At 69.7% G+C, this 16,703-nt stretch carries 18 protein-coding genes; 9 read left to right on the forward strand and 9 right to left on the reverse strand.

The features are described from left to right. Positions 1 to 202: 202 nt before the first annotated feature. Both ACHAAC_RS07450 and ACHAAC_RS07455 read left to right on the forward strand, forming a co-directional pair. Positions 203 to 418 (forward strand): DUF7455 domain-containing protein, encoded by a 216-nt coding sequence (locus ACHAAC_RS07450; RefSeq protein WP_435715440.1) that lies wholly within the window; start codon positions 203 to 205, stop codon positions 416 to 418. A 127-nt stretch (positions 419 to 545) separates the two neighbouring features. Then, entirely contained in the window at positions 546 to 1,088 is a 543-nt protein-coding gene (locus ACHAAC_RS07455) for a J domain-containing protein (RefSeq protein WP_435715441.1), read from the forward strand. 49 nt (positions 1,089 to 1,137) lie between these two features. Here ACHAAC_RS07455 and ACHAAC_RS07460 read toward each other — a convergent pair whose 3' ends face one another. Further along, entirely contained in the window at positions 1,138 to 2,007 is an 870-nt protein-coding gene (locus tag ACHAAC_RS07460; RefSeq protein ID WP_435715443.1) for a hypothetical protein, read from the reverse strand. 74 nt (positions 2,008 to 2,081) lie between these two features. Beyond that, entirely contained in the window at positions 2,082 to 2,315 is a 234-nt protein-coding gene (locus ACHAAC_RS07465; protein ID WP_435715445.1) for a hypothetical protein, read from the reverse strand. Between the two features lie 179 nt (positions 2,316 to 2,494). Between ACHAAC_RS07465 and ACHAAC_RS07470 the strand changes: the two genes are divergently transcribed. Beyond that, a complete protein-coding gene (locus ACHAAC_RS07470) occupies positions 2,495 to 2,851 on the forward strand; it encodes a hypothetical protein (RefSeq protein WP_435715447.1) in 357 nt (118 codons plus the stop codon). A 403-nt stretch (positions 2,852 to 3,254) separates the two neighbouring features. Here the strand turns inward: ACHAAC_RS07470 and ACHAAC_RS07475 are convergent, their stop codons facing one another. The 5 genes from ACHAAC_RS07475 to ACHAAC_RS07495 all read right to left on the reverse strand — a co-directional run bounded on the left by ACHAAC_RS07475 (position 3,255) and on the right by ACHAAC_RS07495 (position 9,405). Next, a complete protein-coding gene (locus tag ACHAAC_RS07475) occupies positions 3,255 to 3,836 on the reverse strand; it encodes a hypothetical protein (RefSeq protein WP_435715449.1) in 582 nt (193 codons plus the stop codon). Between the two features lie 442 nt (positions 3,837 to 4,278). After that, on the reverse strand, positions 4,279 to 5,751 hold the full coding sequence (locus ACHAAC_RS07480) for an RNA polymerase sigma factor (RefSeq protein WP_435715530.1): 1,473 nt from the start codon (positions 5,749 to 5,751) through the stop codon (positions 4,279 to 4,281). A gap of 245 nt (positions 5,752 to 5,996) precedes the next feature. Then, positions 5,997 to 7,472, reverse strand: coding sequence for a glutamate--cysteine ligase (locus ACHAAC_RS07485; protein ID WP_435715450.1), 1,476 nt, complete (start codon positions 7,470 to 7,472; stop codon positions 5,997 to 5,999). Positions 7,473 to 7,523: 51 nt separating this feature from the next. After that, the gene (locus tag ACHAAC_RS07490; protein ID WP_435715451.1) at positions 7,524 to 8,396 is read right to left on the reverse strand and encodes a hypothetical protein; all 873 of its coding nucleotides are present in this window, start codon (positions 8,394 to 8,396) and stop codon (positions 7,524 to 7,526) included. A 22-nt stretch (positions 8,397 to 8,418) separates the two neighbouring features. Further along, complete coding sequence (locus tag ACHAAC_RS07495) at positions 8,419 to 9,405, reverse strand: DUF4192 domain-containing protein (protein WP_435715452.1); 987 nt, start codon at positions 9,403 to 9,405, stop codon at positions 8,419 to 8,421. A gap of 135 nt (positions 9,406 to 9,540) precedes the next feature. Between ACHAAC_RS07495 and ACHAAC_RS07500 the strand changes: the two genes are divergently transcribed. The 5 genes from ACHAAC_RS07500 (at position 9,541) to ACHAAC_RS07520 (ending at position 14,621) form a co-directional block, all read left to right on the forward strand. Beyond that, the gene (locus ACHAAC_RS07500) at positions 9,541 to 10,875 is read left to right on the forward strand and encodes a DNA polymerase IV (RefSeq protein ID WP_435715453.1); all 1,335 of its coding nucleotides are present in this window, start codon (positions 9,541 to 9,543) and stop codon (positions 10,873 to 10,875) included. Then, positions 10,872 to 12,986, forward strand: a complete 2,115-nt coding sequence (locus tag ACHAAC_RS07505; RefSeq protein WP_435715454.1) for a S9 family peptidase — start codon at positions 10,872 to 10,874, stop codon at positions 12,984 to 12,986. Before ACHAAC_RS07500 ends, ACHAAC_RS07505 begins: the two co-directional genes overlap by 4 nt. Before the next feature lie 10 nt (positions 12,987 to 12,996). Further along, entirely contained in the window at positions 12,997 to 13,794 is a 798-nt protein-coding gene (locus ACHAAC_RS07510) for an exodeoxyribonuclease III (protein ID WP_435715455.1), read from the forward strand. Between the two features lie 185 nt (positions 13,795 to 13,979). Next, positions 13,980 to 14,183 (forward strand): transcription antiterminator/RNA stability regulator CspE, encoded by a 204-nt coding sequence (gene cspE, locus ACHAAC_RS07515; RefSeq protein ID WP_435715456.1) that lies wholly within the window; start codon positions 13,980 to 13,982, stop codon positions 14,181 to 14,183. A gap of 264 nt (positions 14,184 to 14,447) precedes the next feature. Continuing rightward, entirely contained in the window at positions 14,448 to 14,621 is a 174-nt protein-coding gene (locus ACHAAC_RS07520) for a CsbD family protein (RefSeq protein ID WP_435715458.1), read from the forward strand. A gap of 62 nt (positions 14,622 to 14,683) precedes the next feature. On the opposite strand, the gene ACHAAC_RS07525 is transcribed toward ACHAAC_RS07520, so the two are convergent. Next, the gene (locus ACHAAC_RS07525; protein WP_435715460.1) at positions 14,684 to 14,854 is read right to left on the reverse strand and encodes a hypothetical protein; all 171 of its coding nucleotides are present in this window, start codon (positions 14,852 to 14,854) and stop codon (positions 14,684 to 14,686) included. Positions 14,855 to 15,067: 213 nt separating this feature from the next. After that, on the reverse strand, positions 15,068 to 16,174 hold the full coding sequence (locus tag ACHAAC_RS07530; protein ID WP_435715462.1) for a PQQ-dependent sugar dehydrogenase: 1,107 nt from the start codon (positions 16,172 to 16,174) through the stop codon (positions 15,068 to 15,070). A 124-nt stretch (positions 16,175 to 16,298) separates the two neighbouring features. Here ACHAAC_RS07530 and ACHAAC_RS07535 point away from each other — a divergent pair, with 124 nt between their 5' ends. Further along, complete coding sequence (locus ACHAAC_RS07535) at positions 16,299 to 16,703, forward strand: thioredoxin family protein (RefSeq protein ID WP_435715464.1); 405 nt, start codon at positions 16,299 to 16,301, stop codon at positions 16,701 to 16,703.

Raw genomic sequence — 16,703 nt, forward strand, 5'->3', positions numbered from 1 at the left:
GAGCACGCTGAGGCGCCCCTGCGGTCAGCCTAGTCAGCACGAGCTCGGCGGCCCTTCAGACACGCAGAGCTCCCGCGTGTCGCCACCAGTTTGACCCGCCCGGGCAGTATCTATGTCGTAGGTCACTCATGCCGCGCGGAACACCGCGACATGGTTGGATGTTGATGCAGACAGAACCCGCTCCGATTGAATTGAGGTCACCATGGCAGCACTTGCTGAGCTGCGCGGTCTGAACGCGACCGATCGCTGCGACCGCTGCGGAGCACAGGCGTACGTCCGCGTCGAGCTCGAGGGCGGCGCTGAGCTCCTGTTCTGCGCACACCACGCCCGTGAGCACGAGGAGAAGCTTCGCCAGGTCGCCGTGACGATCCACGACGAGACCGGCCGTCTCGCCGACGAGCCGTCCCAGGACGCCTGACACCCACCGCTTCACGACGGGGTCGACCGGTTCGCCGGTCGGCCCCGTCGTCGTGTGTCGCAACCCTTTTGCCGGATCCGGGGACGGGGGCGCCGCGAGCCCGTAGTCTGCGGCTGAGGGAGGCGCCATGACGTTCGACGAGGCCTGCTGGGTACTGGGTATCGAGCCGGGAACCGACTACGTGACGGCACACCGCGCCTACCGCAGCCGAGCCCGGGAGAGCCATCCCGACACGGCCTCCCCGGCCAATCGCACAGCAGCGGCCGACGAGATGGCGCGGATCAATGCAGCATGGCGGTTGCTGCGCGACGAGCTCCAGCCCCCGGCCCTGGCTTCCGGTGAGGGCTCTCCCCACGTCGATGAGTCCGAGCGCGAGGAACCCGCGCCGGTGCACCGGCGCGGACGACGCACGTCCCTGCTGGTGGCGGCCGCAGCCGTCGTCGTCGTGGGGGCCGGCCTGGCCGCGACCCAGCTCGGCGGGGGGACGACAGGCCCGCAGGACTACGTCGGGGCGTGCCTGGACGCCGAGGGCGGCGTCGTCGACTGCGGCGGCTCCAGTGCGAACGTGGAGGTGGTCGAGCAGGTGACGACCGCAGAGGACTGCGACGGCCCCGTCTTCGCCGACACCACGGGCGCGACGTTCTTCTGCACCAGGGCGCTGGACGCCTGAGGCGTTCTCCACCCCGGGCCCAGGCCTGAGGGCACCGGAGCGGGCCTGGTCAGGTCTTGCTCTTGCAGCGCTTCAGGTAGCCGGCGTCGATGCGCTCGTCGTCACCGAGCCGTGGTTGCGCGTAGGCCTCGCGTGAGCCGAGCTTGGCGAACCGCTCCAGCGACTTCTCCGTGCCCCCGGCTCCCGGCACCAAGGCGTCCTCGAGAGCCAGCGGGCACTTGTCAGCACCGAACTCGAACCAGCCGGCAACGCTGAGACTGCCCTGGGGCGGGCCGCCGCGCAGGGCGCCCAGCGCATGCTCGCGGATGACCCCGACGACGCTCGTCGTCCCGTCGCGCTCCACCTCGTAGCCGGTGCGAGTCTGCAGCCACAGCCGCACCACCGGGCCGTGTGTGCTGTGCTTGGTCTCGACCCGCCACGCCGTGGTCATGCGCGGGCTGCCGATCACATCGACGCCCTTCCCGAAGACGTTGCCGACGGCGAGCCGAGGGCTCACGGACCGGCCGGCCGCCGCGACGGCGTGCCGCGAGGTGGCGCCGATGGGGGCGAGCACCTCCGCGGGAGCGGTCTTCCCGGACCAGACGCCGGGGTCGAGAGCGGCGCGGACCGCCCAGCTCCGCAACGCCTTGGCGAGCCCAGCGACGTCAGCGTCGGTGAAGCCCTTGGGTGCCTTCGGCACTTCCGCCCAGTCGACGCTGTCCGGCGAGACCTCCGGCCAGTCGAGGCCGGCCGCGTCCAGGGCCGATGTCGGCTCCGGCGCGTCCTCGGTCTCCTCCGGGGTCGGCGTCGGCTCCGGCTGCGTCTCCTCCGGCTGCGTAGAGGGCTCGGACTCGACGGGCTGCAACGACTCCAGGTCCCCCGGGCCGCAGGCCACCAGCACGAGGGCGGTGGCGCACACGGCCACGAGGCGACGCTTCACGTCCACCAGAATCACACGACCGGACCGGAGGCGGCTGTGGTTCGTCCAACCCCGATCCCCTAATCTGCAATCCCCTAACGGCGCCGCGGGACCTCAGCCGAACGGCCAGCGGCTCGGCGACGCACTTCGCGTCGCCAGTCCCACAGGTGCGAACCGAGCAGGATCGCCATCCCGGCGATCCCGGCCGCCGAGGCCCAGCTGAAGCCCTCGACCACGATCACGCCGACCCAGAAGGCGATGAGCACGAGCGCGAGCGTCGAGGAGAACCAACGACGTCCCCCGAAGGCGACATGTTCCGGATCGCTCATGCATCCACCGTAACGACACCCTGACTCGGTGGTGGATGACTATGTCGCAGACCTACCCCAGTTCAGGCAGCTCGCCACCGAGATCCCGCAACTCTTGACGTGGAGCACACCAAGATGTTGCTCCAGGTTCGCGACGACATCGCCTCAACCGCTATCGACGACGCCGGTGGTGTCGCCTGATGGAGGAGTTTGCGCCGCTGGCGATGCTCGGCGTCAGAGATCTCGAACTACAGGTTGGTGACCTCGGCAGTCACTGGTCGGCTTCAGAGGTGGCTGGTGCCTCGTCATTGACCCTCCTCCAACTCTTCGTTGAGGGCGGCGACCTCTTCGTCGAAGCCGGGTCCATGGCAGCCGTAGTTGGGATCGGGGATGCACACGTCGGGCTCCGCTTCCACAGGAGCGGGCGTGAGAGCAGTCTCGGGTTCGGGATCATGGTGAGAGATCTTCATGAACTTCTTCTCCTCCGCGCGACCGTCAAGGACGGGCGGGCGCTCCGCCTCCGGCTCGGCGGGTGGCTCACTGGTCACCTCAGGTGACGGGGACCCGGCGGGCTCATCGGCAGCGGATGTGCCACACGCCGTGAGGGTCAGAACGAGAGCAGCGATCGCGAGGACGATCTTCATTACGGTATCCCTGCCAGCCTTTGGGGCGGTGTTGTTGGTGTCGCTCGTGGGCGCTCTTGCGCGATTGCGGCGTGTTGCGGAAACGTTACGTCCGCGGCCGAGCCCCTGGAAGCCGAACTGGGAAAGATGGCACGATCGAGCCAGGAACTCCCTATCGCAACAGGTGTCTCGGCACTCATCGACGAGGTTGAACGTCCCTCCCAGCAACTCGGCACGCCGTAGGTGCCCGGCCCTTAGGTCATCTGTTGCTCCTCATTTGTTGCTCCTCATCCGTTCCAGGTACGTATCGGTGAGCAGAGCGTGCAGCGAGTCGCGATCATCCTCCGAGCTGCCACTGCAGTTCGCCGCTGTCCCAGTCGACGGTGCCTGCGTACTCGAATCCATTGGCCGTGCCGTCGTCGTTCTCCTTGTTGACTGCGATACAACTGAAGGTGCCGGTGAGCGAGGTCAGATCGTCAACCGAGCCGCCGGTTGCGGTGCAGCTGGAACTGAGGATCGGGCCCTCGAGCACCCCGTCATCAACGGCCTCCTTGGCGCTATTGGTGATGTTCTTCTCGAGCTCCTCTACTAGCGTCGTCCGATGCTCGCGCTCGCTCTGGTCGGCAGCTCGCTCGTTCGCCTCTTGGCGCTCAAGCTTCTCGGCCTCGTCGTCACGTTCCCTCTGAGCCTGCTCGGCCGCTTCGGCGTCACCCCGCTGCTTCATCGCGAAGGCCACTCCACCACCCGCCAAGGCCAGGACGAGCACTACGACGATGATCGCAACGCGCTTTGATGGACGTCGCCTGGTGGCAATGTAGGACGTGCCGCAGTGGGGGCAGAAGTCGCCGGACGTCTGACTCTGGGTGCTGCACTTTCGGCAAACCCGCGTAGGCGTCTGTTCGTCGTCGCCGTTGCTCATCCTCGAACCGTAGGGCGAGACCGGGCCTTGGCGCCGGGAGAACCCAATAGCGGGCCGAGAATGGTTCGATCGGACGAGTTGACCTAAGGGTCGCCCAAGTTCAGCCGTTTGGGCTCCTCGGCGGCTCGGGACTTGGACTGGGCCTTGGTGTGCCGCATGGGTATGTCGGGGCGGGTCCAGCCGGCCACCGCCGTCAGTCCACCCTCGGAACCACCCGGGGCAGCCATCGGTGCGGCGCAGCAGGTGCGGGTGGAAGCGTTAGACCCCGGCCTTGTCGGCCATCCGTAACGGTCCGAACGGCGCGGGACTGTGGTTCTCTGACACGCCCTCAGTCTGTGTGCGATGTCGGGACTAGAGGCACTATGAGGTGCAAACGCGTCCGCTCACAAGTTCAAGAAACCGCTGCGCATGCAAGGGTTCCCAGACGTGAAACCATCCGGACTCAGTCCAGGTAGTCACGCAGGACCTGCGAGCGGGACGGGTGGCGCAGCTTGCTCATCGTCTTGGACTCGATCTGGCGGATCCGCTCGCGTGTCACGCCGTAGACCTTGCCGATCTCGTCGAGCGTCTTGGGCTGACCGTCCGTGAGCCCGAAGCGCATCGAGACGACGCCGGACTCCCGCTCGCTGAGCGTGTCGAGCACGGCGTGCAGCTGCTCCTGCAGGAGCGTGAAGGACACGGCGTCGGCCGGGACGATGGCCTCGGAGTCCTCGATGAGGTCACCGAACTCGCTGTCGCCGTCCTCGCCGAGCGGGGTGTGCAGGCTGATCGGCTCGCGGCCGTACTTCTGGACCTCGACGACCTTCTCGGGCGTCATGTCCAGCTCGAGCGCCAGCTCCTCGGGAGTGGGCTCGCGGCCCAGGTCCTGCAGCATCTGGCGCTGCACACGGGCCAGCTTGTTGATGACCTCGACCATGTGCACCGGGATGCGGATGGTGCGGGCCTGGTCGGCCATGGCGCGGGTGATGGCCTGGCGGATCCACCACGTGGCGTACGTGGAGAACTTGAAGCCCTTGGTGTAGTCGAACTTCTCCACCGCGCGGATCAGGCCCAGGTTGCCCTCCTGGATGAGGTCCAGGAACAGCATGCCGCGACCGGTGTAGCGCTTTGCCAGGGAGACCACGAGGCGCAGGTTGGCCTCGAGCAGGTGGTTCTTGGCCCGGCGACCGTCGATGACGATCCAGTCGAGCTCGCCGCGGACCTTCTCGGAGATGCGGCCACCCTTGGCCAGCTTCTCCTCCGAGAACAGGCCGGCCTCGATGCGCTTGGCCAGCTCTACCTCCTCGCCGGCGGTCAGCAGCGAGACCTTGCCGATCTGCTTGAGGTAGTCCTTGACCGGGTCCGCCGTGGCACCGGCGACCAGCACCTGCTGGACCGGCTCGTCGGACTCGTCGGCCGCCGACAGCGTGAACGCCGCCGACTCGTCCTCCTTGATGGTGGGGTCGGTCTTGACGTCCTTCTCGAAGACCTCGTCAGGGATGTCCGGGAGGATCTTCTTGCCCTGGGCGTCCACCAGCACGGCGCCCCCCGCGGCGGGCACGTCGAGCGCCTCGGCGATGTCCACGGGAGCGGCCGGCTTGGCGTCGGCGAGATCGCTCGCTGCGGCCTTGTTGGCCGCGACCTTCGCCGGCGAGACGCCCTTCTTGGCGGGACTGCCCTTCTTGGCGGCGCTGGTCTTGGCCGTCGACGTGGCCTTGGTGGCGGTCGACTTCTTCGCGGCGGCCGAGGTCTTCTTGCCCGCCCCGGTCTTCTTCACCGGGGACGTGGACTTCGCCGGAGCGGACTTCTTGACCGCGGTGGTCTTGGGGGCCGGGGCCTTGGCGGCGCTCGCGGACGGTGCCTTCTTGGCGGTGGACTTGGCGGTCGAGGGAGTCTTCGTCACAGTCTTTTCGGACCTCGGAGATGTGGTGGGCAGGGACGCATCGTTCGCGGCGCTCGGGGGCGCCTCAACAGGTCCGTCGCGACCGGAGGACTCCTCGTCCTGCGAGCCTCGCAGCCGCTTGGTCACGGCTGCGCCAGCGGCGATCAACCTCGATCCAGCAGCGGGACTCACCGAGTCGTCCACCTCTCGCTTCGGCATCAGGGCGCAACAAAGAGGCCTGTGGTCAACCTCTGCATCTCATTGTGCCACGGCCCTCAAGAGGCCGGCGCGGGGGCCGCTCAGCCGTGGGTCCAGGTGTGCACCGGATCGTTGGCGTGCATGTGCTCCTCGTACGCGCGCGTCGTCGAGCGTAGCGCCTCCACCCGGTCCGCCCCGGCGTCGGCCCGGCGGGTGAACTCCTCGATGAGCCAGGACGCTCCGTTGGTCCCGGTCACGCATCGCCGCTCGATGACGTCCAGCAACCGGCCACCGACCGCGTCGTCGACGCCCATCTGCTCCAGCCCGGCGGCGGCCATCGGCAGCAGGTGGCGCAGCACGAGCTCCCGGGCCGGCACCGTGCCCACCGACGGCCAGTACAGGTCCGTCTCCATGCCGGTGCGCGCCGCGGAGTGGAAGTTCTCCTCGGCGGCACGGAAGGACAGCTGGGACCACAACGGGCGCTCGCTGTGGCCGATCACGGTCGTGAGTCCGTAGAAGAGGGCCGCGTTGGCGAGGGTGTCCACCACCGTCGGGCCTGCGGGCAGCAGGCGGTTCTCCACCCGCAAGTGGGGTCGGCCGTCGGCGACGTCGTAGATCGGCCGGTTCCAGCGGTAGACCGTGCCGTTGTGCAGCCGGAGCTCGGGCAGCGAGGGCACACGTCCCGCCTCCAGCTCGGCGAGCGGGTCCTCGTCCTCCACGATCGGCAGAAGGGACGGGAAGTACCGGACGTTCTCCTCGAACAGGTCGAAGACCGAGGTGATCCATCGCTCGCCGAAGAACACGCGGGGGCGGACCCCCTGCGTCTTCAGCTCCTCGCTACGGGTGTCGGTGGCCTGCTCGAACAACGGGATGCGGGTCTCGTGCCACAGCTGGCGGCCCAGCAGGAACGGGGAGTTGGCCCCGACGGCCAGCTGCACTCCCGCGATGGCCTGGGCGGCATTCCACATCGAGGCGAAGTCCTCGGGCTCGACCTGCAGGTGCAGCTGGGTGCTCGTGCACGCCGCTTCGGGGATGATGGTGTCCGCCGTGGCCTCGAGCCGGTCGACGCCGTCGATGACGATCTCGATGTCCTCACCGCGCGCAGCCAGGATCTGGTCCGACAGCAGGTGGTACCGGGGGTTGGGCGAGAGCGAGTCGGCCGTGAAGTGCTCGTCACGCAGCGTCGGGAGGATGCCGATCATCACGAGCTTGGCCCCGACCTCGTCCGCCCTGACCTGGGCCTGGTTCAGGTCGGCCCGCAGGGCCTCCTCCAACGTGGTGAGACCGTCGCCGGCTGCCCGGGCCGGGGGCACGTTGATCTCGATGTTGAACAGCCCGAGCTCGGTCTGGAAGTCATCGTCGGCGATCGCGGCGAGAGCCTCGGCGTTCTTCATGGCCGGGTCCCCGGAGGCATCGATCAGGTTGAACTCGATCTCGATGCCCACGTGCGGGTGCTGCACCGAGAAGTCGTGCTCGCTCAGCATCCTCGCGAAGACGTCCAGGCAGCGCCGCACCTTGGCCCGATAGCGGGTGCGGTCCTCCCGGGTGAAGTGCCGGTGCTCGACGTCCTGACCCATTCGGACAGCGTAGTGCCGCGGCGGCACCAGCGCCCCTTGCCCGCCGAGCGGTCAGGCGGTCCGATGCGTCAGCGGGAGGTCTGTGTCCGCGGACCGGGTGGCGGGCAGGTGCGCGGCCGCGGCGACGCACAGGCTCCCCACCGCCAGGAAGACCCCGATGATGAGCAGACCCCCGGAGGCGATCATGGCCGACCAGCCCAACGAGATCTCCACCCCGGCCCAGTCGATCACGAGCGTGCGGGACAGCAGCGCACCCAGGGCCATGACCACCAGGACTGCACCGCTCAGTGCCGGACCGACGGCGCTCACGCCGGAGGTCGCAGCCACGGCTCCCAGCATGGCGGCGGCGACGACGAGCAGCCCGAACCCGACGAGGTCGACCCCACTGAACGCCTGGAAGGTCTGCAGGTTCGTGGCGGCACCCTGCAGCAGCGGGAGCAGGACCACCAGCACGACCGGCACTGCCCCCAGGGACAGCAGCCGGCGGGTCGCAGACCCCTCACGGCGCCCGACGCGCGAGCGGACCCAGGAGGCCGAGGCGAGGCCGGTGGCTGCCAGTCCGAGGACGAGCCACACACCGAGGAAGAGATGGAAGGGATAGGCCGTGCTCTGCAGCGGGTCGGGCACGAGCCTGAAGACGTCGCGGACCCAGAGGAAACCCGTTGCGAGGGCCAGCCCGGTCTGCGCGACGCCGACGGTCAGCAGCCCCAGGGGCGAGAGCAGCAGGCTCACCGCGCTCACGCCGAGCAGGACACCCCCGAGCAGGAGAGCGAGCAGCGGACCGAGGACGGACGGTGAGAAGCCGTCCTGCATCATGGCCATCGGCCGATAAAGCTCCAGCCCCTGCCAGGCAACCAGTGCGTGGCCCGCCACCCAGGGCAACCAGGCGGCAGCGACGGACAGCAGACCCCGAAGCGGTGACATGGGGCGAGCGTAGCGGCAGGTCTCAGGCGTCGTCGTCCGCTCTGAGCTGATCGCTCACCCGCCCCATCTCCTGGGGACTGATCCCCCGCTCCAGCGCATCGATCACCAGGCTCGCGAGGGTGTAGTGCGGCTCCAGGTCTCGTGCCCGCTCAGCAGCGATGAGCGCCTGTGCGCCATCGCCTCGCAGGTAGGCCGCGAGGGCTGCGAGGCAGAGCGGGCCCGCCGCGAGGCCGACTGGCGCGAGCCGAGCGACGTGGGCCCAGAGGGCCAGCATGTCGTGGGCCGTCTCGCGATTGATCCAGCCCCAGACGAAGTCCCGCACCGGCAGGGTGGTCACCCAGACGGCGAGCTGCAGCACCTCCCCGTCGGTCGGGGTCTGCCCAAGCAGCGCACGCTCCAGGACAGGCTCCAGCACGCGCCGGCCGACCTCCACCGCGGGGGCGTCGGCCACGGCGATCTGTCGAGCGGCGTCGAGGGCGACGCCGTCCACCGTGCGCTCCAGCCATCGACGACGGGCACTCTGCTCGGGCTGGAAGCGCCTTTCCAGTGCCGCCCGGTCCGGCAGGATCTCCTGCCCTGCCGCGATCGCAGCCACCACGGCCCGGTGGTGCGGCGACGGCTCGTAGGGATACCCCTCGGGATCACAGTCGTGGAACGTCGTCCAGTAGCGGGTGGTCGTGGCCCAGGCGCTGACGACGGGCGCGATGTCGCCCAGCGCCTGCTCCACCGCCCACACGGCCGGGCCCGCCAGCTCCGGCCGCTGCGAGACCGCGATGATGATCGCCCCCTCGGCATCCTGGCGACGCAGGTGCCCCACGACGTGCTCGGCCGCCGGCACGATGCTGTGTGCGTCGGGGAGGTCCAGCCGAAGGCTGAAGCCGAGACGACATCGCGGCCCCGAGGTGGCGATCACGCACACGGACTCCTCGGGCACGAACCCGAAGCGGGTGGGCAGGGCGCCGATGAGGTCGGGCACGTCGTGGGCGGTGAACAACGATGAGGAGGACATGCGTCCAGCCTCGTGAGTGAGGGCCGGCCACCACAGGCCTGATCGGCAACGCTGTGGACATCGTCGCTCGAGAGGCCGGAGCGGCCGGAGGACTGTGGACGCCGGCCGGGCCGGGACCGGCCCTACTCTCGGACCATGCGCACCACGGCGTCGGTCCTGCACCTCGACCTCGATGCCTTCTTCGCCTCCGTGGAGCAGAGGGACAAGCCGTCCCTGCGCGGCAAGGCGGTCATCGTCGGCGGGCTCGGTTCCCGCGGCGTCGTCTCGACCGCCTCCTACGAGGCCCGGGTGCACGGCGTCCGGTCGGCGATGCGGATGGCCGAGGCACGGGCTCGCTGTCCGCACGCCGCATTCCTGGGCGGCCGGTTCGATGCCTACCGCGAGGCCAGCCGGGTCGTCATGGAGCGGCTGCGACGAGCGTCGCCCCTCGTGGAACCGTTGTCCCTGGACGAGGCGTTCGTCGACCTCGCGGCCGCGCCGGACTTCCGGCCCGAGGCAGTCCCCGAGCTCGTCGAGACCATCCGGGCCGACGTGACGACGCTGACGAACGGGCTGACCGCGTCGGTGGGCGTCGGCTCCTCCAAGCTGATGGCCAAGATCGCGAGCGAGATCAACAAGCCCGACGGCGCCTTCGTCGTCGCGCCGGGCACGGAGCTGGACGTGCTCGGCCCGATGCAGGCCACAGCCATCCCGGGCATCGGCCCCGCGACGGCAGAACGGTTGCGGCGCCTCGGCGTGCACACCGTGGAGGACCTGCGCCGACCCACCGAGGACGAGCTGGTCCGCCTGCTGGGGCAGGCGTCCGGACGTTCGTTGTGGCGGCTCGCCCGGGGCCAGGATGACCGTCCGGTCGAGGCATCGAGGGAGGCGAAGTCGGTCAGCGTGGAGGACACCTTCCCCGACGACGTCACCGACCGCGCCCGCCTGGGTCGCGAGGTCGAGCGGATGGCTCGCTCGGTGGCCGGCCGCCTGCGTCGAAGCGGGCACTCGGGCCGGACCGTCACCCTGAAGGTCCGGCACCACGACTTCCAGACGCACACCCGCTCCACGACCTTGCCCGGACCCACGGACTCCCCCGCCGTGCTGGCGGCCACGGCCGCCGGCCTGCTCGCCGACACCGAGCTCTCCGGTGGGCTGCGCCTCATCGGCGTCGGCGTCAGCGGGCTCGCCGACTGGGTCCAGGAGGACCTCTTCGCCGTCGAGGAGGACCCCGTCGCCGACGGGGACGATCTCGAGCCCGCCCCGGACCTCGGGCCGCGGACCTGGGTGCCCGGGATGGACGTCCACCACCAGGCCCATGGCGACGGATGGGTGTGGGGAGCGGGTCTCGGCCGGGTCACCGTCCGATTCGAGACACGGGCGACACCGGCCGGTCCGGTGCACACGTTCGCCACCGACGACGCACGCCTCTCCCCTGGTCATGACACCCCCCGCAGCGGGCAGGGTCCGGCCGATAGCGTCGAGTCATGACGCAGCCACCGGTCGCTCCCCGCCGCCACCACGTCCGCAGCCACCATGGCGATGAGTTCGTCGATGAGTACGAGTGGCTGCGTGACAAGGACGATGCACAGACGCTGGCACACCTCGAGGCGGAGAACACCTGGGCCGAGCAGCGCACCGCGCACCTGGCGGACCTGCGCTCCACGATCTTCGAGGAGATCCGTTCCCGGACGCAGGAGACCGACCTCAGCCTGCCCGTGCGACGCGGCGGGTGGTGGTACTACAACCGCACCGTCGAGGGCCAGCAGTACGCGATCCGCTGCCGCTGCCCGCTCGCCGACCCCGACGACTGGACCCCGCCCGTCCTCGTGCCGGGCGAGCAGGTGCCGGGCGAGCAGGTGCTGCTGGACTCCAACCTCGAGGCCGAGGGCCACGACTTCTACTCGCTGGGAGCCTTCAGCGTCTCCGACGACGAGCACCTGCTGGCCTGGTCGGTCGACGTCGTGGGTGACGAGCGGTACACGATCCGTGTCAAGGACCTGCGCACGGGCGAGCTGCTGGGCGACGAGATCCCCGGCGTCGGCCACGGTGCCACGTGGTCCGCCGCAGGGTCCCACCTGTTCTACTCCCGCGTCGACGAGGCGTGGCGCCCGCACGAGATCTGGCGCCACGAGCTCGGCACGAGCGCGGAGCAGGACGTCCTGGTGCATCGTGAGGAGGACGAGCGCTTCTTCACCGGCGTCGGTCGCACCCAGTCCGAGCGGTACCTCGTCATCGGCGCGGGATCCAAGATCACCAGCGAGGCGCGAGTGCTGGAGGCCGACGACCCCACCGGGGAGTTCCGCATCGTGCTGCCCCGGCGCACGGGCGTGGAGTACTCCCTGGAGCACGCCCGCCTGGGTGAGCGCGACGTCTTCCTGCTGCTGCACAACGACGACGCCGAGGACTTCGAGCTCGTGGCGGTGCCGGCCGACGGACCGTACGACTCCCCCGAGGTCGTCATCGGCCACCGCCCGGGCGTCCGGCTTGAGGACGTCGACGTCTTCGCCCGTCACGTCGTGCTGTCCTACCGTCGCGACGCCCTGGCCCGCATCGCGATCCTGCCCGCCGGGACAGATGGCCTCGGCGAGCCCCGCGAGATCGACTTCGGCGAAGAGCTCTTCACCGCCGGAGTGGGCGCCAACGCCGAGTGGGACCAGCCCCTCATCCGGGTCGGGATGGGCTCGCTCGTGACCCCGATGACGCTGTTCGACTACGACGTCGACGCCGACGAGCTCATCGAGCGCAAGCGCCAGCCCGTGCTCGGCGGCTACGACCCGGACGACTACGAGCAGCACCGCACGTGGGCCACCGCCGAGGACGGCACCCGCGTCCCGGTCTCGATCGTGGCCCGCAAGGACGTCGCCCGCGACGGCACCGCCCCGGCCCTGCTGTACGGCTACGGATCCTACGAGATCAGCATGGACCCGGGGCTGTCCGTCTCGCGCCTGTCCCTGCTGGACCGCGGCTTCGTGTTCGCGATCGCCCACGTGCGCGGCGGGGGTGAGATGGGTCGTGCCTGGTACGACCAGGGAAAGCTCCTGCACAAGCGGAACACCTTCACCGACTTCGTGGCGGCCGCACGCCACCTCGTCGACGAGGGCTGGACGAGCCCGCAGCGCCTGGTGGCCGAGGGAGGAAGTGCCGGGGGGCTGCTGATGGGCGCCGTGGCCAACCTCGCGCCGGAGGCGTTCGGCGGCATCGTCGCGAGCATGCCGTTCGTGGACAACCTGACCACGATCCTTGACCCGAGCCTGCCGCTCACGATCATCGAGTGGGACGAGTGGGGCAACCCCCTGCACGACGCCGACGTGTACGCCTACATGAAGTCCTACGCGCCCTACGAGAACGTCGAGGCCAAGCGCTACCCACCGATCCTGGCCGTCACGAGCCTGCACGACACCAGGGTGGCCTACGTCGAGCCGGCCAAGTGGGTCGCGCGGTTGCGCGCCACCGCCACCGAGGTCGACGTCCTGCTCAAGACCGAGATGCACGCCGGCCACGGCGGAGTCAGCGGCCGCTACCACTCCTGGGAGGAGCGCGCCTGGGAGCTCGCCTGGATCATCGACGTCGCAGGGGCCACGAGCCCCGGTCGGGCCTAGGGTGTCGGGCGTGCTTCGCATCGCCACGGTCAACGTCAACGGCATCCGCGCCGCCCTCCGCAAGGGGATGGGCGACTGGCTCACCGAGAGCGACCCCGACGTCGTCACGCTGCAGGAGGTGCGGGCCCCCGATGACATCCTGCGCGAGCTGGTCGAGCCGCTGGGCTACCACGTCGTGCACACCGAGGCCGAGGCCAAGGGCCGGGCCGGTGTGGCGGTGCTGAGTCGCAGCGAGCCCGTCGCGCACCGGGTGGGCGGCGGTGACGACTACTTCGACACCTCCGGCCGATGGATCGAGTCCGACCTGCGCCTGCCTGACGGCTCCCTGCTGACCGTGGTCTCTGCCTACGTGCACTCCGGTGAGCTCGGTGCCCCCAAGCAGGACGACAAGTACCGCTTCCTGGAGCAGGCCTCGACCCGGCTCGACGCCATCGCCGGCCTCGCCGACCACGGGTTGCTCACCGGCGACCTCAACATCGGCCACACCGAGCGGGACATCAGGAACTGGAAGGGCAACCGCAACAAGGCGGGATTCCTGCTGGAGGAGCGGGCCTACCTCGACCGGTTCGTCGGCGAGCTCGGCTGGGTCGACGTCCACCGGGCCCTCGCCGGCGACGTCGACGGCCCCTACACGTGGTGGTCCATGCGGGGGCAGGCCTTCGACAACGACACCGGCTGGCGCATCGACTACCAGATCGCGACGCCGGCGCTGGCTGCCGCTGCCGGGTCGGCCACGGTCGACCGCGCCGCGAGCTGGGGCGAGCGCTGGTCCGACCACGCCCCCCTGGTCATCGACTACGGCATCTGACCCACGCTCGCTCCCCGGTGTGTCCGCGAGGACTCCGCCCCCACGCGTGCCATAGGCTGGGCGCGTTGGTGTGGTTGATTTGGCCGCGTGAGATCTCGGGTCCGTACGGGCTGGTTGTTCCTCCGGGTGAAGCGACGCACGACGTGTCCACGACAGGCGTGGGCGCTCATCTCGAAGGAGTAGGTATGGCAACGGGAACCGTCAAGTGGTTCAACGCTGACAAGGGATTCGGCTTCATCGCCCCCGACGACGGCAGCGAGGACGTCTTCGCACACTTCAGCGCGATCCAGTCGAGCGGCTACCGCTCGCTGGAGGAGAACCAGAAGGTCGAGTACGACGTCGAGCAGGGCCAGAAGGGCCTGCAGGCCGCGAACATCAAGCCCCTCTGACGCGAGGACCCAAGGGTCGCTCGGTCTTCTCCACGGTCCGTTGGTGATCCGCCACCGGTGCCGGGGACGGCGTAGCCGTCCCCTCTGACCTGAGGGAACCCACCTCGGACGTCGCGCAAGGGCCCCGACCGGCACGCTCGGTCGGGGCCCTTCCGCGTCGCATGAGGTTGACCACAGGACGCCGTGCTCGACTTGCGATCTGCCCCTCGTTGGGTTGACTGGCACCAAGCCGCACACGCGGACCCTGACGTCAGGAGACATCTCATGGGACTCGACGACAAGATCAAGAACAGTGTCGACAAGGTCACCGGCAGCGCCAAGGAGAAGACCGGCGACGCTCGAGGTGACGACGAGCTGAAGGCCGAGGGCAAGAAGGACCAGTCCAAGGCGGATCTGAAGAACGCCGGCGAGAACGTCAAGGACGCCTTCAAGAACTGACGCGCCCCACGAACGACGAACGCCACCTCCGCGGAGGTGGCGTTCGTGCGTTCAGGAGCGGGTCAGGGCCGTCCACCCTCGTCCCAGGCGTGCCGACCGAAGTCGCCGCCCTCGTGCAGGTAGGAGAGGTCGGCCGCCGGACGAGCGTGGCGGACGTCGCGACGGTGCGCTGGGAAGCGGCGGCAGCCCTCGGCGAGCTGGCCCTGCTCGATGTCGAAGATGGTGTCGTCCATGAACATGAGGATACCGTCATGTCTGTGCATCGTCACCCCGTCGAGCGGGAGCGAGCAGCCGGCCTGACGCGAGCCCTGGCGAGTGGCAGGATCGAGCGGAAGGCGCGCCGCGAGCGAAGCTGGGGGTACCACCCTGCACGGAGCGCAGCGGAGTGCTCGGGGGCGCAAGGGGCGCCGAGCGCGGCCGGCTACCGCTCGGTAGTCTCGCCGGACTCAGAGCGTTATCCGCAGGATGCGGTCGTCACCACCGCGCACGTCACCCCGCCCGTCGGTGTTGCTCGTGGACACCCACAGACTGTCGTCGGGCGCGACGACCACGTCACGGATGCGCCCGTACTCACCGTCGAGCAGCGCGCTCGGCTCCCCCGCACCGTCCGGACCGATCGGCACGGACCACAGCCGCTGCCCCCGCAGTGCGGCCACGAAGGCGGTGTCGCGGGTGATGGCCAGGCCGGCCGGCGAGCACTCGTCGGTGGACCAGGTGGCCTGCGGCGCCACCAGCTCGGGATCGTCGGACTCCCCCTCCACGATCGGCCAGCCGTGGTTGCCACCGCGCTCGACGAGGTTCAGCTCGTCGGTCTCCTGCGCGCCGAACTCGCTCGCCCACAGACGCCCGTCCGCGTCGAACGCCAGGCCCTGGACGTTGCGGTGTCCGTAGGACCAGACGCGGTCGTCGAAGGGATTGCCGTCGACCGGCTCCCCGTCTCGGTCGACACGCAGGATCTTGCCGGCGAGCGACCCGCGGTCCTGCGCGAGATCGGCGGACCCGGAGTCCCCGGTGGAGACGAACAGTGACCCCTCGCCGTCGAAGAGCAGTCGCCCGCCCTGGTGGTTGCTGGATCCGAGCGGGATGCCTTCGAGGATGACGGTCGGCGAGACCAGCGTGTCGCCCTCCAGGCGCATCCGCACCACACGGTTGTCGGCAGCGGTGGTGACGTAGGCGTAGACGACGTCGTCCTCGTCGGGGTCGACCGCCAGGCCCAGCAGGCCACCCTCCGCGCCCGTACGGACCTCGACGCCCGGGACCGGCCCGAGGCCGGTGGTCGCACCGTCCGGGGACACGCGGATGACCTCCGCGTCGTCGCGCTGGGAGACCAGAGCGTCGCCCGAGGCCAGGAACACGATGCTCCACGGCACGTTCAGCCCCTCGACCACGGTGCCCGCGACCGAGGGCGCGATCTCCTCCGGCGAGGCAGACGTCCGGGTCGGCGAGGGCGCCGACGTGGTGGGGGTGGGCTGCGTGTCCCGGCCGCTGCACCCGACGAGCGCGAGGGCACCCGCTGCCGCGGTGCCGGTGAGGAAGGTTCGTCGTGCCAGCATGCCCTCGATCATGCCCGGCCGGCCCACGTCGCGCAGATGGGAGTGCCGGGGCCGTGGAATGTTGTGCCGCTCGGTCCTGTTGTGCCCAGGAGAACGCCACGACTTCGACAGAGAGGCGACCCTGATGAGCACCATCGAGCTGACCGACGAGAACTTCGAGACCACCGTCACCGGCGAGGGCATCACGCTCGTCGACTGGTGGGCGGGCTGGTGCGGTCCCTGCCAGCAGTTCGCGCCGGTCTACGAGGCCGCCAGCGAGCAGAACGACGACGTCACGTTCGGCAAGATCGACACCGAGAACCAGCCGCAGCTGGCCGCGATGGCCCAGATCTCCTCCATTCCGACGCTGATGGCCTTCCGCGACGGCGTGCTCGTGTTCAACCAGCCCGGAGCGCTGCCCTCCGAGGCACTCGAGGAGGTCATCTCCGCCGTGCGCGACCTCGACATGGACGAGGTCCACCGCCAGGTGGAGCAGGCGCGGGCCGAGCAGGACGCCGCCCAGCAGCAGGGCGCCACGCCCGAGGGCTGA

Origin of the sequence: Aeromicrobium sp. CF4.19 (assembly GCF_051262555.1) — a bacterium.
Lineage (GTDB): Bacteria > Actinomycetota > Actinomycetes > Propionibacteriales > Nocardioidaceae > Aeromicrobium.